The organism is Paenibacillus graminis (assembly GCF_000758705.1).
In the GTDB taxonomy this organism is placed as follows: Bacteria; Bacillota; Bacilli; order Paenibacillales; family Paenibacillaceae; genus Paenibacillus_AQ; species Paenibacillus_AQ graminis.
The window spans coordinates 3837210-3860867 of record NZ_CP009287.1 but is presented as its reverse complement, the minus strand read 5'-3'; the positions used below and the strand labels follow the sequence as shown (position 1 = coordinate 3860867).

The 23658-nt window shown below is 49.8% G+C and carries 24 protein-coding genes and 2 riboswitches; of the genes, 23 read left to right on the top strand and 1 reads right to left on the bottom strand.

Annotation, left to right across the window (positions count from 1 at the left end):
* The first annotated feature begins 12 nt into the window (after positions 1-12).
* From PGRAT_RS16150 to murB, 16 genes are all read left to right on the top strand, one after another.
* The gene (locus tag PGRAT_RS16150; protein WP_051424794.1) at positions 13-1302 is read left to right on the top strand and encodes a WD40/YVTN/BNR-like repeat-containing protein; all 1290 of its coding nucleotides are present in this window, start codon (positions 13-15) and stop codon (positions 1300-1302) included.
* A gap of 311 nt (positions 1303-1613) precedes the next feature.
* Positions 1614-1790: a hypothetical protein gene (locus PGRAT_RS33740; RefSeq protein WP_020432222.1), complete on the top strand. Its 177-nt coding sequence runs from the start codon at positions 1614-1616 to the stop codon at positions 1788-1790.
* Between the two features lie 226 nt (positions 1791-2016).
* A complete protein-coding gene (locus PGRAT_RS16145; protein ID WP_036706434.1) occupies positions 2017-2409 on the top strand; it encodes a DUF2500 domain-containing protein in 393 nt (130 codons plus the stop codon).
* A gap of 308 nt (positions 2410-2717) precedes the next feature.
* Entirely contained in the window at positions 2718-3140 is a 423-nt protein-coding gene (locus PGRAT_RS16140) for a cell wall hydrolase (protein ID WP_025708106.1), read from the top strand.
* A 350-nt stretch (positions 3141-3490) separates the two neighbouring features.
* Positions 3491-3892: a spore coat protein GerQ gene (gerQ, locus tag PGRAT_RS16135; RefSeq protein WP_238326896.1), complete on the top strand. Its 402-nt coding sequence runs from the start codon at positions 3491-3493 to the stop codon at positions 3890-3892.
* 743 nt (positions 3893-4635) lie between these two features.
* A complete protein-coding gene (locus tag PGRAT_RS16125; RefSeq protein WP_025708109.1) occupies positions 4636-5952 on the top strand; it encodes a hemolysin family protein in 1317 nt (438 codons plus the stop codon).
* Between the two features lie 175 nt (positions 5953-6127).
* Positions 6128-8047: an ATP-binding protein gene (locus PGRAT_RS16120; protein ID WP_025708110.1), complete on the top strand. Its 1920-nt coding sequence runs from the start codon at positions 6128-6130 to the stop codon at positions 8045-8047.
* A gap of 93 nt (positions 8048-8140) precedes the next feature.
* The gene (locus PGRAT_RS16115; protein WP_025708111.1) at positions 8141-8896 is read left to right on the top strand and encodes a DsbA family protein; all 756 of its coding nucleotides are present in this window, start codon (positions 8141-8143) and stop codon (positions 8894-8896) included.
* Positions 8896-9327 (top strand): disulfide oxidoreductase, encoded by a 432-nt coding sequence (locus tag PGRAT_RS16110; RefSeq protein WP_025708112.1) that lies wholly within the window; start codon positions 8896-8898, stop codon positions 9325-9327. The genes PGRAT_RS16115 and PGRAT_RS16110 overlap by 1 nt, the downstream gene beginning before the upstream one ends.
* Positions 9328-9555: 228 nt before the next feature.
* Positions 9556-9713, top strand: a riboswitch (cyclic di-AMP (ydaO/yuaA leader).
* Positions 9714-9839: 126 nt separating this feature from the next.
* The gene (locus PGRAT_RS16105) at positions 9840-11657 is read left to right on the top strand and encodes an APC family permease (RefSeq protein WP_025708113.1); all 1818 of its coding nucleotides are present in this window, start codon (positions 9840-9842) and stop codon (positions 11655-11657) included.
* Between the two features lie 213 nt (positions 11658-11870).
* A complete protein-coding gene (locus tag PGRAT_RS16100) occupies positions 11871-12908 on the top strand; it encodes an ABC transporter substrate-binding protein (protein ID WP_025708114.1) in 1038 nt (345 codons plus the stop codon).
* A 215-nt stretch (positions 12909-13123) separates the two neighbouring features.
* Positions 13124-14182: a FecCD family ABC transporter permease gene (locus PGRAT_RS16095; protein WP_025708115.1), complete on the top strand. Its 1059-nt coding sequence runs from the start codon at positions 13124-13126 to the stop codon at positions 14180-14182.
* Complete coding sequence (locus PGRAT_RS16090; RefSeq protein WP_025708116.1) at positions 14179-15213, top strand: FecCD family ABC transporter permease; 1035 nt, start codon at positions 14179-14181, stop codon at positions 15211-15213. The genes PGRAT_RS16095 and PGRAT_RS16090 overlap by 4 nt, the downstream gene beginning before the upstream one ends.
* Before the next feature lie 123 nt (positions 15214-15336).
* Entirely contained in the window at positions 15337-16143 is an 807-nt protein-coding gene (locus tag PGRAT_RS16085) for an ABC transporter ATP-binding protein (protein ID WP_025708117.1), read from the top strand.
* Positions 16144-16155: 12 nt separating this feature from the next.
* A complete protein-coding gene (locus tag PGRAT_RS16080) occupies positions 16156-16962 on the top strand; it encodes a (2Fe-2S)-binding protein (RefSeq protein ID WP_025708118.1) in 807 nt (268 codons plus the stop codon).
* Positions 16963-17166: 204 nt separating this feature from the next.
* Complete coding sequence (murB, locus tag PGRAT_RS16075) at positions 17167-18078, top strand: UDP-N-acetylmuramate dehydrogenase (RefSeq protein WP_025708119.1); 912 nt, start codon at positions 17167-17169, stop codon at positions 18076-18078.
* Positions 18079-18131: 53 nt separating this feature from the next.
* On the opposite strand, the gene ymzB is transcribed toward murB, so the two are convergent.
* The gene (ymzB, locus tag PGRAT_RS16070) at positions 18132-18467 is read right to left on the bottom strand and encodes a protein YmzB (RefSeq protein WP_025708120.1); all 336 of its coding nucleotides are present in this window, start codon (positions 18465-18467) and stop codon (positions 18132-18134) included.
* 211 nt (positions 18468-18678) lie between these two features.
* Here ymzB and PGRAT_RS16065 point away from each other — a divergent pair, with 211 nt between their 5' ends.
* The 7 genes from PGRAT_RS16065 to PGRAT_RS16035 all read left to right on the top strand — a co-directional run bounded on the left by PGRAT_RS16065 (position 18679) and on the right by PGRAT_RS16035 (position 23643).
* Entirely contained in the window at positions 18679-19416 is a 738-nt protein-coding gene (locus tag PGRAT_RS16065) for a ZIP family metal transporter (protein ID WP_025708121.1), read from the top strand.
* 79 nt (positions 19417-19495) lie between these two features.
* A riboswitch (PreQ1 riboswitch) is annotated at positions 19496-19539 on the top strand.
* Positions 19540-19740: 201 nt separating this feature from the next.
* Complete coding sequence (gene queF / locus PGRAT_RS16060; protein ID WP_025708122.1) at positions 19741-20241, top strand: preQ(1) synthase; 501 nt, start codon at positions 19741-19743, stop codon at positions 20239-20241.
* Positions 20242-20265: 24 nt separating this feature from the next.
* Positions 20266-20934, top strand: a complete 669-nt coding sequence (gene queC, locus PGRAT_RS16055; RefSeq protein WP_202903658.1) for a 7-cyano-7-deazaguanine synthase QueC — start codon at positions 20266-20268, stop codon at positions 20932-20934.
* Positions 20934-21416: a 6-pyruvoyl trahydropterin synthase family protein gene (locus tag PGRAT_RS16050; protein WP_025708124.1), complete on the top strand. Its 483-nt coding sequence runs from the start codon at positions 20934-20936 to the stop codon at positions 21414-21416. The genes queC and PGRAT_RS16050 overlap by 1 nt, the downstream gene beginning before the upstream one ends.
* Positions 21409-22131 (top strand): 7-carboxy-7-deazaguanine synthase QueE, encoded by a 723-nt coding sequence (queE, locus tag PGRAT_RS16045; protein WP_025708125.1) that lies wholly within the window; start codon positions 21409-21411, stop codon positions 22129-22131. The genes PGRAT_RS16050 and queE overlap by 8 nt, the downstream gene beginning before the upstream one ends.
* Positions 22132-22293: 162 nt before the next feature.
* Positions 22294-22821, top strand: coding sequence for a cysteine hydrolase family protein (locus PGRAT_RS16040; RefSeq protein ID WP_025708126.1), 528 nt, complete (start codon positions 22294-22296; stop codon positions 22819-22821).
* Positions 22822-22824: 3 nt separating this feature from the next.
* Positions 22825-23643 (top strand): VanW family protein, encoded by an 819-nt coding sequence (locus PGRAT_RS16035; RefSeq protein ID WP_238326893.1) that lies wholly within the window; start codon positions 22825-22827, stop codon positions 23641-23643.
* Positions 23644-23658: the final 15 nt, after the last annotated feature.

Genomic DNA, 23658 nt, shown 5'->3' with positions numbered 1-23658 from the left:
AAGAGGAGAGCTTTGTCACATAAACATATAGGTTTCAGGGTTCTGGGGGCTGTATTCACGGTATTCCTGACCCTGCTCATATTCTCGGCTTGCTCTTCTCCTCCTCCGGAGCCTTCCCAGCCCCCCCAGCCGACGGAAGCGCCGGAAGAGGGGCAGACCATTACGTTGATTACACCGGATGCCAAGAACGTTAACAACGAGAATACCCCGAAATACCAGATTCAAACCCGGCTGACAGATTTCAGACTGTTAAATGATGCCATCGGGCTGGCTTGGGGCGTGACCAAAAATGAACTGCGGATCTACATGACCAAGGATAACGGCGAAACGTGGAGCAATATTTCCCCGTCAGCAAATGTTCAATTTTTGTCGAACCCTGTATATGGAAAGGACATATTGTTCACCGATCCCAGCAATGGCTGGATTATCCGAAGCGCCTCCGGGCTGACAGAAACGGTTGTATTGCGTACAACAGATGGGGGAAGCAGCTGGAAAGTATCGTCTTTTCCTGATGCGAACGCCATTTCTTCAATCTATTTCAACTCTCCTGATTATGGCTGGCTGATGACTTCCTGGGATGCCAAAGCTACCAAAGAGAGCAAAGCGCTGTATGCAACAAGTGATGGTGGCGCTACCTGGAGCCTGGTGATGCAAAATGAGCAGTATAATCCGAATTTACCGAATAATACGATCCCGGTATCGGGTGTGATTACGGGGATGGTCTTCAAGGACATCAGCCATGGCTTTGTGACTATGCAGACCGGTGCACTTCCCAAGATTTATATGACCAAGGACGGAGCGGCAACCTGGAATCCGGGACCGGAATTTCTTGTGAATGATCAATTTAGGGGCTGTGACAAGGTGATTACAGGGGAGCCGGATTTTTTTGATAAAGGCAGTTTGAACGGCTGGATGTCAGTAGGTTGCCAAAAAGACAAGGAAGGCAGTATCACCTATAATGGTTATTTCACGGCCAATGGGGGAGAGAACTGGAAATTTGTATCTTTTGGGCTGGGAACCCTGACGGGGATCAACCGCCATATCCCCCCAACCTTTTTGAACTCCCGACTGGGCTGGGCCCTTAAGCAGGATGTGTTATATAAGACTACCAACCAGGGCAAGACCTGGACGGCGCTTCCGGCCAGCAGTGTGCTGAAATCCAAGCTAGTGGATTATCCGGAAATTGTGAAGCTGCAGTTTATATCCAGTGAAGTAGGCTGGCTGCTGATCGAGAAAAAAGAAGACCGCAAGTCGATTCTGCTGCAGACTACTAACGGTGGATTAAGCTGGCGGGTGATGTAACATAGGAGGTGTCCGGCAAGCTGATTTACAGTTTGCGGGATACACCTCCTTTTATAGTTGGAGAACTGCTCTGTTGAGAGTCTGAAGCTTGACCAGTCTGGCACTTGGCTGGCTAGCGGACCGGTAGGACGGAGGAGGCACATAGTTTTAAAAGGAATTAGGGAATAAAATTAAAATAAAATCTTATTTAAAATTTTCTTTAAAAATGTGAAAAAAATCACATGACAAACGAATCTCCCTGTGATATATTTAACACATAGAGAACAAGTTCATTTTTTCACAAACTTTCATCCCGAATAGGAGAGATTATAATGAAAACTTTCGAAACGGATTATGTGACCAGAAACCTGTTGCAACTGTGCTACAACTGTGATGATGCACACCTCTGTGAAACAGAAGAACAATGTAGAGCTTGCTGGGCAGACAATGGAATGCTGCCTGAAGAAAATGATGAAACCAAGCAATTATTAGACCTTGTGCACGCATAATACTACTCCCGTATAGACGATAATGAGGACCACCCTGAACTCTGCCCCCAGAGAACAGGGTGGTTTTTTTGATAAGAGAATGTATACCGATACTGTCTTTGGAATGACGGCAAAGCCGTTTCTACTTGTGCTGTATGGAATAGCCGGGGCATATACATGTACAGAAGTGCCTGTATCCCTGCAGGAAGCAGGATAACATGGGAAATAAGGGGGAAGAGTCATGGGAATGGGCCCGGATCCATCTTGGATGTTTGATTTTACGGGGACGGTAATACCGATCTTTCTTGCCGTTGTTATTGGCATAATCGCTGTATCTGCAGGCCGGGGGCTGCTGCAGTGGAACCGGAACAACAAATCGCCCATCATGACCATCCCCGCACGCATCGTCAGTAAACGTACTGAGGTCCGGCAGCAGCAGCTGCAGGATGACAGCAATAACAGCCGCACCAGCACAACCTACTATTTAACGTATGAGTCAGACCGTGGGGTGAGGATGGAATTCAAAGTGGACGGCAATGAGTATGGCATGAGCGCTGAGGGAGACCGGGGAATTCTTACGTATCAGGGTACAAGATACCACGGTTTTCAGAGGCAGCCTCACTACTCGACGGCAGAATAGATCAAATGATATGTTGTTTACAATATATTGTGTATCTTATACAATCCCCTTGTTTCCCGTCAGTGGAACAAGGGGATAGTTGTATAAAGAGAAATCTGATTATACTTGGGATTGATCTGGGGCTAACGTGCTTATTGCCGGACCGGATGGGACAACCGGAGATTGAAATAGGACGTAAAATGATCTATGAACCGTAATCAGATTTATCCGGGATGGGTCAGAAATTGGGCGTGGACTGTCACCTCTTAGGCGAATGCACATACAATACAGCGAGCAGTTGAGAAAGTGTAGGCTAAGGAGGAGAAAGCATGGCCGTAATTAAAGCAAATTCGGAAGATGTAAGGACACTTGCACGGCTGATGCGGGCGGAAGCCGAGGAAGACGGGGAGTCCGGCATGCTGATGGTCGGCAATGTCGGCGTCAACCGGATACTTGGAAACTGTCTGGACTTCAGAAACATCCGCAATGTCAACGACATGGTATTTCAAAGTCCGGGCGGGTTCGAAGCCCCGCAGAAGGGCTATTTCTACCAGCGTGCCAGGGAATCCGACATTCGCCTTGCCAGACGCGCCATCGCGGGTGAAAGAACAAGGCCGGCGACCAATGCGCTCTGGTTCTTCCGGCCGGTCGGTGACTGTCCGGCAACCTGGTACGACCAGCAAAATACCGGAAGGTATAAAGCGCATTGCTTCTTTGCCCCCGCTAGCGGGGAATGTCCAGCAGTATACTAGATCGTTAGGGGTGCGGATGCGGGTGCAGCCAAAAAAGCCTGGCGATTCGCTTCCACAGCCCGCTGCAGTTCTTCTCCGGTCAGAAATTCTCAGCGAACTTTAGTTGTGAACAAGTCACATTGCCTAAGCTGGCCAAACAGCCGGCATACTAATTATCAGGAGGTTTTTAACAGATGATAGCACAACCTTACCGCCCCGTAACCTATACGATCGGCAGCAATCCTTCAGGTGCAATGAACAACATGAACAACGTGAACAACATGAATAATATGAACGCCATGCACAGCATGAGCCCCATGAGTATGGGCAGTATGAGCCCAGCGGGTATGGGCAGTATGAGTCCTGCCGGAATGGGCAGCATGAGCCCGATGGGTATGGGCAACATGGGTACCATGGGGGCAACCCCTCCCCAAGTCACCAGCGGCAGCCCGATGACTCCAGCAGGCGGTGTAGTACCGACAACGGCTCCAGTATTTGAACAATCATACATCGAAAACATTTTCCGGCTGAATCTTGGCAAAGTCGGCACCTTTTACTTCACATACGAGAACAACAAAGATTGGAATGCCAAAGTCTACACAGGTGTGCTGGAAGCTGCAGGCCGCGACCACTTAATTATCAGCGACAAGGCCACCGGACAACGCATTGTGCTGTTGATGGTTAACTTCGATTATGCCACCTTTGAGGAACCCCTTATTTATCAATATCCCGGCACCATTGGCAATCCGCCGACTACACGGAACTGTTGGTAATAACTGCTAACCATTGGAGCGGATTTCGTAAAATTTCCCATCCAAATACATCTGGCATCGGACAATCAGCTTGAAGCATATGGGTTATATAAACCCTTTAAAGGCGGATGATATAGCCCATGCTTCATAATCAGGAGTTTAAAGTTTACATTATAACCACTGGAGATATTATGCGGTTCTTTGTTGTAGAGATCCTAATCGGGACAATGACATACTCTCTGGCTATGAAGGTTTTTCATAATGTGATCCTGGCCAGTGCAGGCGGATGGATTGGCACAGAAACTATAAAACGGCTGAATGCCGCTGTGAAAATTTTGCTGAAATAGAATCGCAGGCTCTCCAAAAATCGCCGCCCTGGCAGGGCGGTTTTTTGGGTTTTCGGGGAGCGGCACCAACGGGAATGCCGCTAACAACGGATTACGAAATTCACCTAAAGTTGACGAAGAGGGTGCCTACGATTTAACCTTATTAAGCAGGAATAAACAGAAAAAAGATTCCTTCCATCTCTAATGTTTATTCGGCAATAACCAAGATCATATTTTTACGCTTGTTCGCATCTGTTTTTATATGCGAAGAAATATTATAATAATGTGTATATTTATATCCGTGATTCCAGTCAGGAGATGAAAGCATTGGGAAATTGATTTGGAAAGGTATTGCTGCTGCACAAGCCGACATTTTGAACAAACGAAGGAGGTGGGCCTATCCGCCTGAATCGTGGAGACGGTGGATAGGAGTATAAATTGAGCGACCCTTTACCCGGTATATTACATGTAGGTCTTATTATTTTGCTGGTGCTGTTGAATGGCTTTTTTGTTTCGGTTGAATATGCGATGGTGAAAGTACGAAGCGGCCGCATAGATTCTCTGATGGAGGAAGGCAGTAAACGAGCAGTAGCAGCAAGTAATATCGTACACAATCTGGACGGATATCTGTCCGCCTGCCAGCTGGGCATCACCCTTGCTTCACTGGCACTTGGCTGGCTGGGGGAACCTGCTGTCGCAACGATTGTGTGGCCGATTGTAACAAGCCTAGGATTTGGCGAAACCTCGGTTTATGTAATTTCGCTAGTTATTGCGTTTATGTTCATCACCGTTCTGCATATCGTACTCGGAGAGCTTGCTCCCAAGACGATAGCTGTGAACAAAGCCGAAGCGGTACTTCTGCTAACCGCGGGTGCGATGAATGTTTTTTTTCGGATCATGTATCCTATTATCTGGATCGTAAAAGGCCTGGCCAGCGGGCTGCTGCGGCTGTTCCGCTTAGCGCCTGCTTCGGAGCTGGCTACAGCGCACACGGAAGAGGAAATCCGCATCCTTATGCAGGAAAGCAACAAGAGCGGACTTATCGACAATACGGAAATGACATTGGTGGACAATATTTTTGAATTTGCCGACACCATGGCCCGTGAGATCATGATTCCCCGCACTGAAATGATCTGTCTGAACAATCATCTGACGGTTGAAGAGAACATGGAGATTGCGTTTGACGGGATGCGCACACGGTATCCGGTATGTGACGGTGACAAGGACCATATTCTCGGCTTCATTCATATCAAGGATCTGATCCGTGACAATGCGCCCAAATACAGTGAACTGATTCGTCCCATTCTTACCGTTCCAGAGTCGATACAGATTAGTGCTCTGCTTAAGGTTATGCAGCGTGCGAAGACACAGATTGCCATTCTGATCGATGAATATGGGGGTACGTCCGGTATGGTTACGCTCGAAGATATTATGGAAGAGATCGTCGGTGAAATTCAGGACGAATTCGATGAAGAGCGGCCAGGCGTAGAGAAACTGGGGGAGGATGAATTCTCCATCGATGGTCTGATGCTGATTGAAGAAATCAACGACCGGCTTGGATTGAATATGGAGACAGATGATTATGATACAGTAGGCGGCTGGTTGTACTCCAAATTAGAGGTGAATCCCCCGCAAAAAGGCCAGACTGTAGAATTTGACAGCCACTTATTCGTGGTGGAAGAAACGGACAACAAACGGATATCCCGTATTAAAGTGATGAAGGTGCAGTTTTTGACTGAAGAGGCGGGAGCCTGACAATAACATAAGAGATGTTTTCAGACATGGCGTCAGATTAGGCGCTATGTCTTTTTTTATACAAAGATTACCTCAGCCGTCGGGATAGGATTCCGGATTCGGGGCGTTTCATGGCGGGTAAATGGAGTGTATCTGGCTGCAGTAGTTCATTCAAAAAAAGAAAGGAGAGAGGCCGATGTCTGATCATCCGCTTTATATGGATTTGCTGGTCCTCTTTTCTATTGTTATAGCATGTTTATCCAGCTTCATCGCCGTGGATCTCGCGGAAAGAATGGTACGTCATAAAAGAAATGTAGTTTTTGTCCTATTCAGCTCCGGTGCCCTGGGAATAGGGATGTGGAGTATGCATTATATCAGCATGATTGCAATGAAGCATGAGAGCACGGCGTCCTATTATATCCCGATGTTGTTACTCTCGCTGTTTGTGCCCATTTCGGCTTCCTATGTGCTGCTGATGCTGTTCAATAATCCCCGCACGCGGAGCAGCAAGGCAACTCTTGGATTTGGCGGGCTGCTGTTCAGCTGCGGGATTCTGATTATGCATTGCAGCGGGATGATGAGCGTTCGCTATACGGCGGCTTTTGAACAAAGCACGGGTTCGATTCTGGGGGCCTTCGTACTCTCTTTGGTGATCCCTGCAGTCACAGCTTCCTATCATCCGAATTGGACAGCGAAACGCTATAATATGTTTTCTGCCAAAAAGTTATTGCTCATCCTTGTACTGACCGCTGTGCTGTCGGGAACGAATTATATAGCTATGGCCGGAGCCTCATATGTGGACACGGAGCCCTATATTTATATGGGCCGGACTCCGCTTCTGAATGATTCAATGCTGGGAATGATTCTTGCCTGCACGTTCCTGCTGGTAGTGGCCGTTGTGCTTGGACTTATGTACAAAGACAGGAAGCAGGTGCTGTTCACAGCACAATTTAATGAGCAGCGCTACACGGCTTTATTCGAGTTCAGCCCTGATATGGTAGTGTGTATCGACCCTGTGCGCAAAAAGGTGATCAGCGCCAATCCCTCACTCCGGCAGACAACAGGTTACGGACAAGAGGAACTGAGTGACTACAAAAATGTGTTGTTCAGCACCGGGGATGAACTGGCCCTCAAAGCAGCCGTTAAACGCGCTGCGCGGGGACAGTCCGGAAAGCTGGAATTGACCGTCAAAACCAAAAGCGGGGCCAGGCTGATATGCAGTACGACCGTTTTTCCGCTGGTTAACGACAAAGAAACTTACGTGTACATTATCGCTGAAGACATTACGGCTCTGGCTGAACAACAGCAGGAGCTTCTGATCGCCAAAAATGCGGCCGAAAGCGCTGCGCGGATGAAAAGTGAATTCCTGGCTACAATGAGTCATGAAATCCGGACACCGCTTAATGGCATTATTGGCATCAACCAACTGCTCGCGGAGGAAATCACGGCACCCGGGCATCAGGAATTGTTGAAGCTGCAAAATACGAGCAGTCTTGCATTGCTGAATGTGATGAACGATGTGCTCGATATTTCCCGTCTTGAAGCCGAGAACATGCTGCTGGTAAAATCGCCGTTCAAGCTTCCTGCATTGCTGCGGGAATGCATAAATCTGTTCACGGTTGCGGCGAGCCACAAAGGGCTTGCATTGACCCTTGAGATCGCCCCGTCCATTCCTGAACAATTAATCGGGGACAGTGCGCGGATCCGCCAGATTCTGGTGAATCTGATTGGCAATGCAGTTAAGTTTACTCATGAGGGAGGCATAACAGTTGCTCTTGAAACCTACAGCAAAGAGGGGGCTTCCCTGGGACTGCTGTTCAGAGTCAGTGACACAGGAATCGGGATTGCACCGGACAAGTTGAAGCTGTTGTTTCAGCCCTTCTCGCAGGTGGATGCTTCGCATAACCGCAAGTACCAGGGAACTGGCTTAGGGCTGGCGATCTGCAAAAAGCTTGTTGAGCTTATGGATGGAAGCATCTGGACGGAAAAGGCAAGGGACGGGGGGACGGACTTCTTTTTTAAGATCCCGCTGCAGCTTATGGACACCTTCCCGGCGGTAGGAAATTCCAATGAACAGGGAATCCGGGAGAAGCGGGAGAAGTCGGAAGCGGGTTGAACGAAGGTTTGCCAAGCGGAGAGTTTTAATTATATAATTTTAAAGAATATGATTCCTCACAACAGTCCCTCCAGGACAGAAAGGAACTCTCTTTTGGGCAAATCTAAAACAAACAATGTCATGGTTTCCGGGCTAAGTAAAGCTGAGAAACGCAGGGCTGAGCTGGAGCAGCAGAAACAGAAAACGAGAATTCTAATTATTAGTACGGTCGCAATTGTGGTGATAATTTTTGTCGGACTTTTCATGTTGGCATCGAGGGATTCCTCTTCATCGGCAGATTCAGGCAAAGCGGTTGATTTCAATTACAGTGAGTTCCCAAGACTGGGGAAAGAGGATGCCCCTGTCAAAATCGTCGAGTTCGGTGATTTCAAATGCCCGGCCTGCGCCCAGTTTACAGGTGTAATCAAGCCGCAGATTGTGCAGGAGTATGTGAATCAGGATAAAGCAGCTTTCTACTTTGTAAATATGGCTTTTATCGGCCCGGATTCCGAAACAGCTTCGCTGGCGGCATTATCAGTCTATCATCAGAACAATGAGGCTTTCTGGACTTACTACGATGCGCTTTACGCCAATCAGGGGGATGAGAATGCAGAGTGGGCCACGGAGGACTTCCTGGTGAGTCTTGCGGAGAAGGAAAAGCTGCCTGTCGATCTGGATCTTTTACGCAAAGATATCCAGGAACGAACTTATGAAAGTGAGCTGCAAAGTGATATCAGCACCGCCAAGGATACCGGTGTAACCTCTACACCTAGTGTATTCATTAATGGACACAAAGTGGATGAGCCTTTCAATATGGAAGCTATTAAAGCTCAGATTAAGTCCGCTTCCGAAGCTGTGAGCGCCGAGTGATGAAGGCCACTACATTCTGCAGACGCCACTGTCTCTATTTGGCCTGGTTTGTGTCTGTTATCGCAGTAGCGGGAAGTTTGTATCTAAGTGAGGTATTAAAGTACGAGCCCTGCAAGTTATGCTGGTTCCAGCGGATTTTTATGTACCCGCAGCTTATCCTGCTGGGCATTGCGACCTACCGGAATGACAAAAAGATCATTCCCTATGTGCTGCCCCTAAGTCTCATTGGCGGGTGCATTTCTATCTATCATTATGCAGAGCAGAAGATACCGGCGCTCAGCAAGGTGCTTCCCTGCACAATTGGCGTACCCTGCAACAAGGACTATCTGAATTATTTCGGGTTTATTACGATCCCTTTGTTAGCCTTAATTGCCTTTGCGCTAATCGCAATTTTGCTCTGGATCGGGCGTAAAGAGGATAACGTAGAATAAAGAATATCGCAGCAGGATTAAGAGGTTCAATTAATCCTGAAATTTCTGACACAATTAGCGATCAAAACCTTGAAAAAACACGTGATAAAGGGATAATCGCAGAGAATGAAAGATCGCGAGTTCCCTCATCGTTGTTTTGCGTAATTTGGATGTTTTTTCATTCTTTTTTCATTTTTTTCACCGCTTTACGGAAGGCTCATTGTAGACTATCATTAGACCTTGTGAGAAGTTGAATATGCGCTGAATTTTCCGTATGGAAAAACGGGGGAACCAACATTGGCCTAAGGCCAAAGGGGTGAATCGGGGCGGTCCGCAAGGGCTGCAACCGTAGGGCTACCACAGCCCGAATCCGCCAGCTAACCTCGTAAGCAATGGTGGGATAATGACGATGCGTAAGCATGCGGATCATTTCCGTATGCTTATTTTTGTGCCTGCATTTATGAAAATCCACCAATGAAAACAGCGCACGGTATTACCGTTTCAACCTAACAAAGAGAGGAACTGTTACTACAATGGTAAGCAAGGTAAAACGACTATTGATCGGGCGTCCGATGAAGTCGAACGAACTCGATCATGAAAAGTTATCCAAGGTGAAAGCACTGGCTGTCCTGTCTTCTGATGCGCTCTCGTCTGTAGCCTACGGAACGGAACAAATCCTGATTGTGCTGGTGGCTGCAGGCTTCACGGCTATCTGGTACTCATTGCCAATCGCACTAGCCGTATTGGGCCTGCTGGCTATACTGATTTTATCCTACCGTCAGACCATCTTTGCTTATCCGCAGGGCGGTGGCGCGTATATCGTAGCCAAAAGCAATCTGGGTGTTCCAACCGGACTCCTCGCCGGAGGATCTTTGCTGGTGGATTATATTTTGACCGTTGCGGTCAGTGCATCGGCGGGCACGGATGCGATCACCTCCGCTTTTCCAAGTCTTCATAATCATAGCGTACTTATCGCTGTTACTGTGATTCTGCTCTTGACCATCGTCAATCTGCGGGGGGTAACAGAATCTGCATCATTCATCGCGATTCCCGTGTATCTGTTCGTGGTATCGATCTTCGTATTGATCATTGCGGGGGTATTCAAATATGCAACCGGCGGAGCACATGCAAATGTTCCTGAAATCGGGGCGGCTGTGTCGAATGTCAGTTTGTTTTTGCTGCTTAAGGCCTTCAGCTCGGGCTGTTCGGCTCTGACCGGGGTAGAGGCTGTCTCGAACGCCATTCCGAACTTCAAGGCGCCTGCGGAGAAAAATGCCGCCAAAACCCTGATGATGATGGGGCTTATCCTGGGAATTATGTTTACGGGAATCACGCTGCTGGCTTACTGGTATGGAATTACGCCTGATGAAAAAGCTACGGTGGTCTCGCAAATTGCCGAATCTACGTTTGGGCGCGGCGGTTTGTACTTTTTCATACAAGGGATCACAGCTGTCATTTTGTTCCTGGCTGCGAATACAGCCTACTCGGCGTTCCCGCTGCTGGCGTTTATGTTTGCCAAAGACAAATATTTGCCTCATGCATTTATGGTCCGCGGTGACCGCTTGGGCTTCTCGAACGGCATTATCTTTTTGGGCGTATTGTCAGCTCTGCTGGTCGCGGCCTTTCACGGAAATACGGAAAGTTTGATTCCATTGTATGCGGTGGGTGTTTTCATTCCGTTTACGCTGTCCCAACTAGGGATGATGGTGCATTGGTACAAAACCAGACCTAAAGGATGGCAGAATAAATTTGCCGTGAACACGGTGGGGATGCTTACGACTCTGACCATTACCTTAATCTTCATTATCACCAAATTCTCCAGCGTCTGGATGGCCTTTATCTTCCTGCCGATTGTAATGTTCGTGTTCCACAGGATTCACCACCATTACCTGAATACTGCGGATCAGCTGCGGATTTGTCCGGCAACGGATAAACCCTGCATCAAGGGAAGCACAGTGGTCGTACCTGTCGCCGGTGTAACACGCGCAGTGCTGCATTCGATCAGCTATGCCAAGTCCTTAACGGATAATGTGGTGGCTGTGTATGTAGGCTTTGATGAAGAAGAGATCAACAAAATGGAGCAGAAATGGGAGGAATGGAATCCGGGCGTGCGCCTGATTGTTCTCCGTTCCCGCTATCGCAGTATTCTCCGTCCGCTGGTCAAATTCATAGATACAGTAGAGTGGAAGACTGCTTCAACCGACCATATTACTGTACTCATCCCTCAGTTTATCACCAAGCATTGGTGGCAGGCGGTTCTGCACAATCAGACCAGCTTGTTCATCCGTTCTTATCTAATGAATCAAAAAGATATCGTCGTTGCAACCGTCCCTTATCATTTGCATAAATAGACAGGGTAGCTGCCACCATTAAGACTGTTTCCGGATTCCGGGAGCAGTCTTTTTACATATATAAATGAGTTCATTTGTCAAAACGTGCAAATATGCAAAATTTAAATATTTATGTTGACATAGAGAATGAGAATCAATATCATTTAATGGGATAAGGCGATGGCAACCAGACTTTTGACCATTTCAGATTATACATATATAGGAGGGGTATTCATGTTTTCGGTTAACCTAAAAAGCGCAGGCCGTATGAAGCTGGTCTCAACGGGATTGTTGGCTGCAATGCTTGTATTGTCGGCCTGCGGCAATAATAGCAGTACCAATTCAACAGGGGGAGCGGCCAATGCGCCCGCAGCTTCAACGGATGCTGCTACAGCACCAGCTTCAGAAACTCCTTCCGCAACAGCCGCGCCAGCCGCAGAGAAAACGGTAACCGATGCCATGGGGCATGAGGTAACCGTTCCGGCTAATCCTCAGCGTGTGCTTGCTTCGTATCTTGAAGATTATCTGGTGGCGCTTGGGGTAACTCCGGTTGCACAATGGTCGGTGCCCAACGGGATTCAGGACTATCTGGCAGCTGAATTGAAGGATGTGCCAACGATCAGCTATGATCTTCCACTGGAGGCAGTAACAGGCTTTGCACCGGATTTTCATATTGTTCAATCGGAATCCAGCGTGGAGAATGGCCTCTATGACCAGTTGAACAAGATCGCACCTACGTATGTGCTGGGCGACGAGATCAGCAAAGACTGGCGCAAGTCTCTGCTTAAAATTGGTGAACTGCTGAACAAGAGCGCCGAAGCTGAGCAGGTGATAGCCGCTTATGATCAAAAAGCTGCCGCTGCCAAAACCAAAATCTCCGCTGTAATTGGAGATGATTCTGTAGCGATCCTGTGGCTTGTTCAAAAGAACTTCTATATTGTAGACGAAACACGCAGCAGCGGCGCGGTAGTCTACGGTGACCTCGGCCTGAAGCTACCTAATCTTGTTACAGAGATTCCTGCGGCTTCCAGAGCCACCTGGAATCCGATTTCTCTTGAGAAACTGGCAGAGCTCACTGCAGATCATATCTTCCTGGTTAACAGCGACAAAACCGAAGGTTCAGAAATTCTGAACGGTCCAATCTGGAAAGGCATTCCTGCCGTTAAGGCTGGAAATGTGCATCAATTTGCCTCCAACCACAGCTGGCTGTACAGCGGAGCGATCGCCAACTCCAAAACCATAGACGATGTATTGAGCAGTCTGGTGAAATAAAAATCCGTAAACGCTCGTTGACATGCTTCCTTCGAAGCGTATTGAAGGTGCAGGCCGTTGTATCCACGGATACGCGATTCTGCACCTTTTTTAAAAAATGTAAGAGAATCTGCTTGGAAATTGAACGCTTGTGCATCATCAGAAGATTTGCGATAATGAGAATGATATTTGTTATCATTTAGATTTCAGTAATTATCCTGGTAAGGGGACGACTTATGGTCACATCCACACACGCAAACTCCCGTGCTCATCCGGAAGGGGAGAAGCAGCTGAAATCCCGCCCTGTTGCAGCTGCAGTTATTCTGGTGGCAGGTCTTGGGGCTATCCTTATGGGTCTGGCGCTTTCCGTCTCGGTTGGTGCGGCGGATATCAAGCTGGCCTCTGTATGGGAGGCGGTATTCCGCTTTAATCCCCAGCTGCCGCAGCATCAGGTGATCCGGGAACTCAGGATTCCCCGGGCATTGGCGGGGGCAGTGGTCGGTGCCTGTTTTGCAGTAGCCGGTGCAATTATGCAGGGAATGACACGCAATCCGCTGGCAGATTCGGGATTGCTTGGACTTAATGCTGGAGCAAGTGTGGGATTGGCATTGGCTTTTGCCTTTGCGCCCTCGTTGTCCTTCATGTATATCATGCTCTATTGTTTCCTCGGTGCCGCAGCAGCGTCAATTCTGGTCTTCGGAATTGGTTCGTTGTCGCATAGCGGACTAACCCCGCTGCGGTTGACACTCGCCGGAGCTGCCGTGAGCGCATTGCTGCTTGCCATCAGTCAGGGCATTGCGATTTTGTTCCATCTCTCGCAGGATATTGCTTTTTGGATGGCGGGAGGAATCGGGGGGACAAGCTGGACACAGCTGGGGGTCATGTTTCCTTGGGTTGCTGGAGCTCTTGTAGGGTCAATGATGATTTCGCGTTCCATCACCCTGCTCAGTCTGGGTAAGGACGTGGCGGCAGGCCTCGGGCAGAGAACCCGGCTGGTCCAGACCACCGGTATACTTATCGTAGTAGTGCTCGCTGGAGCAGCGGTATCCGCAGTGGGGCCCATCGCTTTTGTCGGATTGATTATCCCTCATATCACACGATTTCTCGTCGGGGTCGATTACCGCTGGATTATTCCCTGCTCAGCCGTGCTTGGAAGCGTCCTGATTGTCTTTGCGGATATTGCCGCCAGATTGATCAATGCGCCTTATGAGACACCTTTGGGCGCTTTGATTGCGGTAATCGGGGTACCGTTCTTCATTTACTTGGCCAGCAAGCGCAAGGGGGGACTGATATGAGCCGTATCCAGCAGTCTTCCGTACAGAAAAAGCGCCGACCCCGTGACGCCGCCATATTATCTCTGCTGGCCGTTCTAATAGTATTTGTGTTCATTATCAGTATGAACACCGGACTCATCCGGTTGTCTCCAATAGAAGTTCTACATACTCTGCTGGGAGAAGGCAGCCCGCAACAAAAGCTGATTCTCTTCGATTTCCGTCTGCCGCGGATCGTCATTTCCTTGCTCGTTGGCGCCGGATTTGCCGTTGCAGGCTGCATTCTGCAGAGTCTGTCGCGAAATGCGCTGGCGGAGCCCTCTACACTCGGGATTAACGCCGGGGCAGGCTTAGCTGTGCTGATCTTTATTTCCTTTGTTCCGGCAACTACCGCAGCCCCGATCTTCATGCTGCCGCTGCTGGCGCTCGCCGGGGCCGGTCTTACCGCAGCGCTGATTTATTTCCTGGCCTACCGCCGTGAAGACGGTCTGTCACCGACAAGACTCATTCTTATCGGGATTGCCGTGGGGGCAGGCATCTACGCAATTCAGCTGATATTGTCTTTAAGATTGGATCCGCAAAATTACCAGTTTGTTGCCACCTGGCTGGCCGGAAAGATCTGGGGCGGCGATTGGCGTTTTGTCCTGGCGCTCCTGCCCTGGATTTTGATCCTGCTGCCGTTTACCTTCTATAAAGCCCGGGTCCTTAATGTGCTTAATCTGGGAGAAGAAACACCGGCAGGACTGGGCATGGCTGTGGAGCGGGAACGCATTCTGCTGATGGCCGCCGCAGTCGCGCTAGCCGGCTCCTGTGTCGCTGTCAGCGGCGGCATTGGCTTTGTGGGACTGATCGCTCCGCATCTGGCCCGCCGGATTGTGGGGCCGAGGCATCAGATTCTGCTGCCTGCCTGCACTTTGACCGGTGCCTTGCTGCTGTTGACGGCTGATACCATAGGCCGCTGGATTCTCCAACCATCCGAGATTCCGACAGGAATTGTGGTGGCTATCCTTGGGGCACCGTACTTTTTGTATCTGCTGGCCAGATCCAAGGCCTGATTCTTAACGGGTGGAAGCACGAGTGAACTCAAGCACATGCTTACTAAGCAAGTTTTATTACGAAGATATATCTAGTGGAGCGTTTGCTTCATAAAAACTTTAATCTTTTGAGGAGTGAAGATCATGTCGGAACGTTTGAATACAGAACAGCTAAGTATAGGCTATGCTGAGGCGATGATTGTCAAAGGGCTGAACCTGTCACTTCCTACAGGGAAGATCACAGCGCTTGTCGGGGCCAATGGCTCCGGGAAATCTACGATTCTCAAGACGATGGCCCGGATCATGAAGCCCAAGAGCGGCAGCGTGATGCTTGACGGGAAGTCGATCCATAACCTGTCTACCAAAGAAGTAGCCCGGCAGCTGGCCATTTTGCCGCAGAATCCTACCGCTCCCGACGGGCTTACTGTCTCCGAGCTGGTCGGCTATGGACGTTATCCGCATCAGAAGGGCTTCGGTACACTGACTCCGGAAGACCGCAGTATTATTGCCAAGGCGATCACGGTAACGGGAATGGATGAGTTCCACGACCGCCCGATCGACCGCCTGTCCGGGGGGCAGCGCCAGCGGGCTTGGATTGCAATGGCTCTGGCTCAGCAGACCGATATTCTGTTCTTGGACGAACCGACAACTTTTCTCGATATGGCTCACCAGCTGGAGGTTCTCCAGCTCTTGCAGAAGCTGAATCAGGAAGAAGGCCGCACGATTATTATGGTTGTGCATGATTTGAATCATGCTTCCCGCTATGCACAGCATATGGTGGCGATCAAGTCGGGGAGTGTGATCAGCGAAGGTGCTCCGTCTGAGGTTATGACGCCTGGTGTGCTGCGTGAGGTGTTCGGTATCGAAGCGGATATTGTTCCTGATCCCCGTACAGGTGTGCCGCTCTGTCTTCCTTATGAATTGGCGGCTTACAAAGCCGTTGGGATGTAAGGAGGCAAGAGAATGAATGAGGCGCTGAGTAAAGAATTGATCAGCAAGTTTGATCTTCATCCCTCGCCGCCGGCTGAGGCGCTCCATTCCTTTGATGCACAGGAGCTTGTTCATGAAGAGGGAATGCGCAACTTCATCGACTGCTACCGTCCTTTGATGAAGGCGTTGGATAATCAGGCAGTTGCAGCATATTTCGGCAGCTGGTGTTCAAGCATGGCGCTTGCTGTTCAATATTCGGTTTCCATGTATTCAGCGGTGCCTGTAATCGCTTTGTCCCGCCTATCCGTTCATCTTATTCCGTCCAGCGGGTACTGCCGGATTGCCTTTTCACTGCGGGACTGGGAGATCCAGGCGGTCCCCAAGGAAGAGTCGCGTGAAGCTTGGCGCCATGAGGTGCTGGCCAGCTTCTACCGTGATACTGCTGCTCCGCTGCTGCGCAGCATGTCCCGGGCCAGCGGTCTCAGCCTTGGTGAAATATGGGGCCAGCTGCCGACCAAATTTAACTACTATATGGAGCTGTTCGCAGCAGATCTTCAAGACTCCAGGCAGCTGGGCACTTTGCAGGAAGACTACGACTATCTGAAGCACAGTCTGCCGGCAGAACTTTTTGGGATGAAGCGGAATCCGTTGGATGTCGTTGTCCGCAGAATTGAAGGGCTGGCAGATCCGGAGCAAACGGTGCAGATGCGCAACCGCTGCTGCTTATATTACCGGACTGAAGGCGGAAGCTACTGTTACACCTGCCCGCGCCTGAAGGAAGAGGAGAGGGCAGCACGGCGGGCCGAGTTTCGTCAGAAGGCTGCTTCCGGCCAGAGATAGGTTATAATCGTGAAATTAGACTCATAATGATTATATATGCAGCAAGCCGCAGGCTCCCGTCATTGACAAGGGAGCCTGTTCGTTGTTAAAGTTGTGGTTGCCCTGGTTAAATTTCATCTTATCTCATTGCATATAAACAACGGTGCATGATTGAATCGGCAAATAAAAGATTATTATTTTTATAGAGTCAAAGGAGCAAAGAAGATGAATATCAGCAAAATACATGAGGATCTGCAGCAATTGGTTCCAACTGGAGTGGTTAAACGCAATGAGGTGCTGGAGAGCCATGTGTACACTCGCATCGGCGGCCGGGCCGACATCCTGGCGGCGCCTGCGACATATGAAGAGCTTCAATCTGTGGTTACATATGCCCGTGTAAATGAAATTCCGTTGACTGTTCTGGGAAACGGCTCGAATGTCATTATCCGTGACGGGGGAATCCGCGGCATTGTTCTTCAGACTTCCGATTTGGCCGATATGGGACTCAGGGACAATGTACTCTATGCACAGTGCGGTGCGAAAATTATCGATGTCTCCAAGTTTGCCTGGGAAAAGAAGCTTGCGGGTCTTGAATTCGCCTGCGGAATTCCGGGGACGGTCGGTGGGGCACTGTACATGAATGCCGGCGCATACGGCGGTGAGGTCAAGGATGTGCTGCAAAGTGCGCTAGCGATCAGCAAAGCCGGGCGGATGGTCACGCTTCAAGGAGATGAGCTGGAATGGGGCTACCGTAAAAGTGTCTTCGCCAGTGGTGAATTTATTGTATTGGAGGCCAGATTTGCCCTGCAGCCGGGTGATTCAGCGGCAATCAAAGCGGCTATGGATGATTTAACCCGTCAGCGTGAATCCAAACAGCCACTGGAATATCCTTCGTGCGGAAGTGTATTTAAGCGGCCCCCCGGAAGATTCGCCGGACAGCTGATCCAAGAGAGCGGACTGCAGGGAACCCGAATCGGCGGAGCTGAAGTGTCCCGTAAACATGCAGGCTTCATCGTGAACACAGATCACGCGACGGCGAAGGATTACATCGGGTTGATACAGCATGTCCAGGCTGCGGTAAAGGATAAGTTCGGTGTGGAACTGGAGACGGAAGTAGAGATTATAGGCGAAGAATAACAGACAGGACGCAGGCACGTATGCCGCGTCCTGTTTTTTTGAGGCCGGTTCATTCAAGCTTTGGTGATGGAATATTTCGCCCGTTCTGTTCGAAGTTCCACTTGTCCGTCATCCACCTTCTCCAGCAGAAGCCCGCTGACAGCAATTTCATAATTCTGTTGGGGAAGAGGCACTAGCTCGCCATCTCTGTTCAGGGTATTACCTGTACCCCGGAGGATCAGCGCGCTGTCCAAATATTCATCAATCACATCCTCGGTGTTACGGTAATCCACGTTTTCCAGATTGAAGTGGACAGTGTCCAGGTCACTCATCTCCTGTTTCTTAATCACAAGGGTTTCGCCAGCTTGGGCGGTCAGCCAATCCATAAGCTTCAATACGCTTTGATCCATTAGATGATCCCATCCTTATCAAGGAGATTATAGAAATTAAGTTACCCTTTTCTTCGGAATTGAATCCATCGTTCTGATATTTAACTCAATGAATAATATATGCTATTAATAATTATACTTCCCGGCCGGCAGGTGATTGTATTTCCCTTTATAAGTGTAATCTACTATCATGCACTTCAATCTGCCTAATTAGCTAAGGAGCGTGAATCGTTTGTGGAGTGCTTTGTTATGGGGAGCCATTTCCGGCTCTGCGGTACTGCTTGGTGCACTGCTGGCGCTGTATTTGCCGATACCGAATAAGCTGATCGGATTCATCATGGCCTTCGGAACCGGGGTGCTGATTGGTGCGGCCGCGTACGAGCTTCTGGACGATTCAGTTAATGAAGGAGGACTCATTCCGACCATCATCGGCTTCACAGCCGGGGCGCTAGTGTTTACGCTTTTTGACTGGTACATTTCGCGGAAAGGCGGTGCTGGACGCAAACGTTCGGTTAGGGACAGCAGCGGTACGAAGGTGCAGGGAAGCGGACTTGCTATTTTTGCGGGAACGGTTCTGGATGCGATTCCTGAATCAATTATGATCGGTGCCAGTCTGATCTCCGGGCAGGGGGTTAGCATACTGCTTGTAGCTGCCATCTTCATCAGCAATATTCCCGAAGGGTTGTCCAGTACAGCAGGACTTAAACAGGATAATTACAGCAAAGCTAAGATTCTGTTGTTGTGGCTTGGCGTACTCCTGATTTCTACAGCTGCTTCGGGTGCAGGGTACACGTTCATGGATCACGCCAGCGGAGCTGCATCGGCGCTGATCGCTTCTTTTGCCGGCGGAGGGATTATCTCTATGGTGTCCTCCAGCATGATGCCGGAGGCTTATGAGGATGGCGGGCCTTTGACCGGGCTGCTCGCTGCGCTGGGTATGCTGTGTTCTCTGATTTTGGATCAGCTGTGAGGGTTGTCAACCTGCTGCCGGACATGGTATAGTTCATTTCGCGAGTAATAGCATAAAGAAGAATTCTGCGCATGTAGCCGCAGGAGAGGTTCGCAAACTCCCTCTATAAAAAACTAAGACCGCCCAGGCATAAACGTCCCCGGAAACTAAGGGGTTGTGGTATATGCTGTGCACAAAAAGACAGCGCCTGTCAGTCAGTATACTTTTATCCGTTCAAGGATGGATACGGGAAGGCGTTTCTTCTTAGTAGAGCCAAGTTTCCGAAACTCGTTCTTCTTTCCATTTCCGGCAGCAAGCCGGGGGAAAAGAGAGGGGTTTTTTGTCATGTCAGAAGGCAGATTGAAAGAGGAAATGCAAGAGGTTACCCTGCTGGGCAACCAAGGCACAACGTATAAATTCGGTTATGACCCGGATATTCTGGAGGTGTTTGACAACAAGCACCCCGGACGTGATTATTTCGTGAAATTCAACTGTCCGGAGTTTACCAGCCTGTGTCCTGTTACCGGCCAGCCGGATTTCGGCGCGATGTATATCTCGTACATTCCGGAACAAAAGATGGTTGAATCCAAGTCACTGAAGCTCTACCTGTTCAGCTTCCGCAATCATGGGGATTTCCATGAAGACTGTGTAAACATTATTATGAATGATCTGATCTCTTTGATGGAGCCGCGGTATATTGAGGTCTGGGGCAAGTTTACCCCGCGCGGCGGCATTTCCATCGATCCTTACTGCAACTGGGGGCGTCCGGGGACCAAATATGAAGCGATGGCCGAGCACCGGCTGATCAATCATGATTTGTATCCCGAAAAAGTAGACAACCGTTAATCCGGAGCAAGTGAGAGGAGACTCATGACAATGAACAAAAAAGCGCTCGTCGTCTTCAGCGGCGGCCAAGACAGCACAACCTGTCTGGTATGGGCACTGAAGAACTATGAAGAGGTTCAGGTGGTAACCTTCAATTATAATCAACGCCATGCGGCTGAGATTGAAGTCGCCAAGGCAATCGCCAAGAAATTCAACGTAAAGCAGCATATCCTCGATTTGAGCCTGCTGAATCAATTGGCGCCGAATGCGCTGACCCGAGATGATATAGAGATTGCTGCCGGTGAAGGGAAGGAGCTTCCGAGCACGTTCGTAGATGGCCGCAATCTGCTGTTCCTGTCCTTTGCGGCGATTCTTGCCAAACAGCTAGGGTTTGCCAATATCATTACCGGGGTATGCCAGACCGACTTCAGCGGATATCCGGACTGCCGGGATGTATTCGTGAAATCCCTGAATGTTACCCTTAATCTGTCTATGGATTATGAGTTTATCATTCACACGCCGCTGATGTGGCTGGATAAAAAAGAAACCTGGAAGCTGGCCGACGAGCTTGGTTACTTTGAATATATCCGTGAGCATACGCTGACCTGCTACAACGGAATTATTGGCAGCGGCTGCGGCACCTGTCCGGCTTGCCTGCTGCGGCAGCGCGGCCTGGACCAGTATGAAGCGGAACGAAATGAGGTCGGTTCCTGATGCTGGGCGAGGTATCTGTATGTAAAATCTTTACCTTTGACTCGGCCCACCAGCTGGTCGGACATAAGGGGAAGTGCAGTAACCTGCATGGCCACACCTACAAGCTGGAGGTGGTCTTGAAGGGCAAGCCTTTAGTAGAGGAAGGCCATTCTGACGAAGGGTTTGTAGTAGATTTCAGCGATATCAAGGCAGCGGTGCAAGAGAGCCTGGTGGATCATCTGGATCACGCTTTTCTGGCCATGGGGAATGAGCCTGTACTGGAAACCTTGATGAACACCGGTTCCAAGGTCGCTCTGCTCTCGTTCCGCACAACGGTGGAGAATATGTCGGCATATATTGCCTACAAGCTGAAACAGGCCTCACTGCCGCTGTATTCCGTTAAGCTGTGGGAAACGCCAACCTCCTGGGCGGAGGTACTGGCTGCGGATATTCCTGCCGAAGGTCCTTCCTACCGCCTGTTTGGGGGTTGTGACTGTGAGTAAGCTGCCGGTGATAGAGATCTTCGGGCCGACGATCCAGGGTGAAGGTGCGGTAATCGGCGTCAAAACGATGTTCGTCCGCACCTACGGCTGCGATTACCGCTGCAGCTGGTGTGATTCGGCTTTTACCTGGGATGGCTCGGCGAAGGATAAGGTACGGATGCTTGCACCAGAGGAAATTATGAATGAGCTGACTGCGCTGGCCGGAGACAATTTTGACTGTGTTACGATTTCGGGAGGCAACCCGGCACTGATTGGCGGGGGAATGGGCACCTTGATACAGCTGTTGCATGAACGCGGTATTCAGGCAGCTATTGAAACGCAGGGCAGCAGATGGCAGGACTGGTTCTACGATGTCGATGTGCTGACAGTCAGCCCCAAACCGCCAAGCTCCGGGATGAAGACGGACTGGAATATGCTTGACGGTATATTGGACCAGATGAAGGAGCATGGAAGAGCTGCCCACAGCTTGAAGGTGGTCGTGTTCAACGACGAGGACTACCAGTACGCCAAAAGTATTCACCGCCGCTATCCGGGGGTGCCGCTCTTCCTGCAGCCGGGCAACGAGGATGTAAATGAAGAGGGAGATATCTCGGTACGCCTGCTGGCGAGGCTGGAGTGGCTGTTCAATCTGGTCATTGCTGATCCGGAGATGAACAAAGCGCGGGTGCTCCCGCAGCTGCATGCACTCATCTGGCATAATAAACGTGGGAAATAAACGGAGATGAAGAACGGGCCTTTGCAATGATGCAAAGGTTCGTTTTTTTCTGGCACATAGGGGTCACAAAAAAAGGATTTTCGCGAATTGCTCATCTGGTATACTTTAGTTTAGAGAAACAAGCAGTGGAACCCATTCCAAATGCAAAGGAGAGATTATGAAGTGGCGGACCGTTCAACCGCATTGGTTATTATTGATGTGCAAGAGGCAATGTTTTCTTATCCTGACATGAAGCTTCATGATGAAGAGGGTGTAATGGACAGAATTCTTTTCCTTCTGCATAAAGCCCGTTCATCAGGAACACCTGTGGTATATATTCAGCATACGGAGGATCAGGAATACACTAAAGGCACCCCGACCTGGGAGATCAGCAGACGTATTGCTCCGCGTGCGGAAGAGTTAATTGTGGAAAAGCCGACCTGGGACGCGTTTCACTTAACACCACTGCATAAGGAGCTTCAGCAGCGGGGGATTACCGGTCTGGTGTTCTGCGGCATGCAAAGCGAGTTCTGTGTGGATTCCACTATCCGGCGCGCGTTCAGTCTGGGGTACTCCAGTGTTTTGGTGGAGGATGCCCACAGCACCTTTGATAATGGAAGTCTTAGCGGCGGCCAGATTGTGAAGCATCACAACTCCATACTCGGAGGAAGATTTGCCAAGCTGCGCAAAGCCCGGGAGGTGGAATTCTAACCTATGGAGACCGCCAAAGCTGCTATGAAGCCGATTCACCGGTCCCGGTTAAGACAAATTGCAGGGAAGCGTTATTTTACCTGGAAAAGATACGGGCAATGGCTAATGCAGCGGAAAAAGAGAGCAAAGTCGTATCTTGCAGCTGACCTTCAATATACCACTGCTGATCACGCCACGCCGCTCCTGCGCAGTCTGCGAAATGTAGATATGCAGCTGCAGTATAACAAAATAACCAACCTGAAGCTTGCAGTCTCAAGGCTGAACGGACTTGTGATACGCCCCGGCGAGACCTTCTCTTATTGGCAAAGCATCGGCAAGCCGACCCGGCGAAAGGGGTACCTGGATGGAATGGTGCTCTATTACGGAGGCTTTCGTTCCGGTACGGGGGGCGGCCTATGCCAGCTGTCCAATCTGATCTATTGGATGACACTGCACACTCCGCTGAGTGTAACGGAACGGCACAGGCATAGTTATGATGTGTTTCCGGATGAGCAGCGGACCCAGCCTTTCGGCAGCGGAGCAACCTGCGCCTATAATTATCTGGACCTGCAGCTGCTGAATCCGACGGAAGAAACGTATCAGCTTAAGCTGTGGCTGGATGATACTCATTTGTATGGGGAATGGCGCTGTGACGCACAGCCACTCTATCAGTACGAAATTTACGAGGCGGATCATAAGATCAATCTGGAGCCCTGGGGCGGCTATATCCGCAGCAACCGCATCCGGCGCAAGGTAATGACATGTACCGGTGAGGTTTTGCGCGATGAAGCGGTTGCCGAGAATGTTGCCCTGATGATGTATTCTCCGCTGTTGCATGGATAGGCCTGAAGGATTTGG

Bases quoted from the DNA above. Each gene is read 5' to 3' on its own strand.
- PGRAT_RS33740 (WP_020432222.1), top strand. From the start codon at position 1,614: ATGAAAACTTTCGAAACGGATTATGTGACCAGAAACCTGTTGCAACTG.
- PGRAT_RS16145 (WP_036706434.1), top strand. From the start codon at position 2,017: ATGGGCCCGGATCCATCTTGGATGTTTGATTTTACGGGGACGGTAATA.
- PGRAT_RS16140 (WP_025708106.1), top strand. From the start codon at position 2,718: ATGGCCGTAATTAAAGCAAATTCGGAAGATGTAAGGACACTTGCACGG.
- gerQ (WP_238326896.1), top strand. From the start codon at position 3,491: ATGGGCAGCATGAGCCCGATGGGTATGGGCAACATGGGTACCATGGGG.
- PGRAT_RS16120 (WP_025708110.1), top strand. From the start codon at position 6,128: ATGTCTGATCATCCGCTTTATATGGATTTGCTGGTCCTCTTTTCTATT.
- PGRAT_RS16110 (WP_025708112.1), top strand. From the start codon at position 8,896: ATGAAGGCCACTACATTCTGCAGACGCCACTGTCTCTATTTGGCCTGG.
- PGRAT_RS16105 (WP_025708113.1), top strand. From the start codon at position 9,840: ATGGTAAGCAAGGTAAAACGACTATTGATCGGGCGTCCGATGAAGTCG.
- PGRAT_RS16100 (WP_025708114.1), top strand. From the start codon at position 11,871: ATGTTTTCGGTTAACCTAAAAAGCGCAGGCCGTATGAAGCTGGTCTCA.
- PGRAT_RS16095 (WP_025708115.1), top strand. From the start codon at position 13,124: ATGGTCACATCCACACACGCAAACTCCCGTGCTCATCCGGAAGGGGAG.
- PGRAT_RS16090 (WP_025708116.1), top strand. From the start codon at position 14,179: ATGAGCCGTATCCAGCAGTCTTCCGTACAGAAAAAGCGCCGACCCCGT.
- PGRAT_RS16085 (WP_025708117.1), top strand. From the start codon at position 15,337: ATGTCGGAACGTTTGAATACAGAACAGCTAAGTATAGGCTATGCTGAG.
- PGRAT_RS16080 (WP_025708118.1), top strand. From the start codon at position 16,156: ATGAATGAGGCGCTGAGTAAAGAATTGATCAGCAAGTTTGATCTTCAT.
- murB (WP_025708119.1), top strand. From the start codon at position 17,167: ATGAATATCAGCAAAATACATGAGGATCTGCAGCAATTGGTTCCAACT.
- ymzB (WP_025708120.1), bottom strand. From the start codon at position 18,467: ATGGATCAAAGCGTATTGAAGCTTATGGATTGGCTGACCGCCCAAGCT.
- queF (WP_025708122.1), top strand. From the start codon at position 19,741: ATGTCAGAAGGCAGATTGAAAGAGGAAATGCAAGAGGTTACCCTGCTG.
- queC (WP_202903658.1), top strand. From the start codon at position 20,266: ATGACAATGAACAAAAAAGCGCTCGTCGTCTTCAGCGGCGGCCAAGAC.
- PGRAT_RS16050 (WP_025708124.1), top strand. From the start codon at position 20,934: ATGCTGGGCGAGGTATCTGTATGTAAAATCTTTACCTTTGACTCGGCC.
- PGRAT_RS16035 (WP_238326893.1), top strand. From the start codon at position 22,825: ATGGAGACCGCCAAAGCTGCTATGAAGCCGATTCACCGGTCCCGGTTA.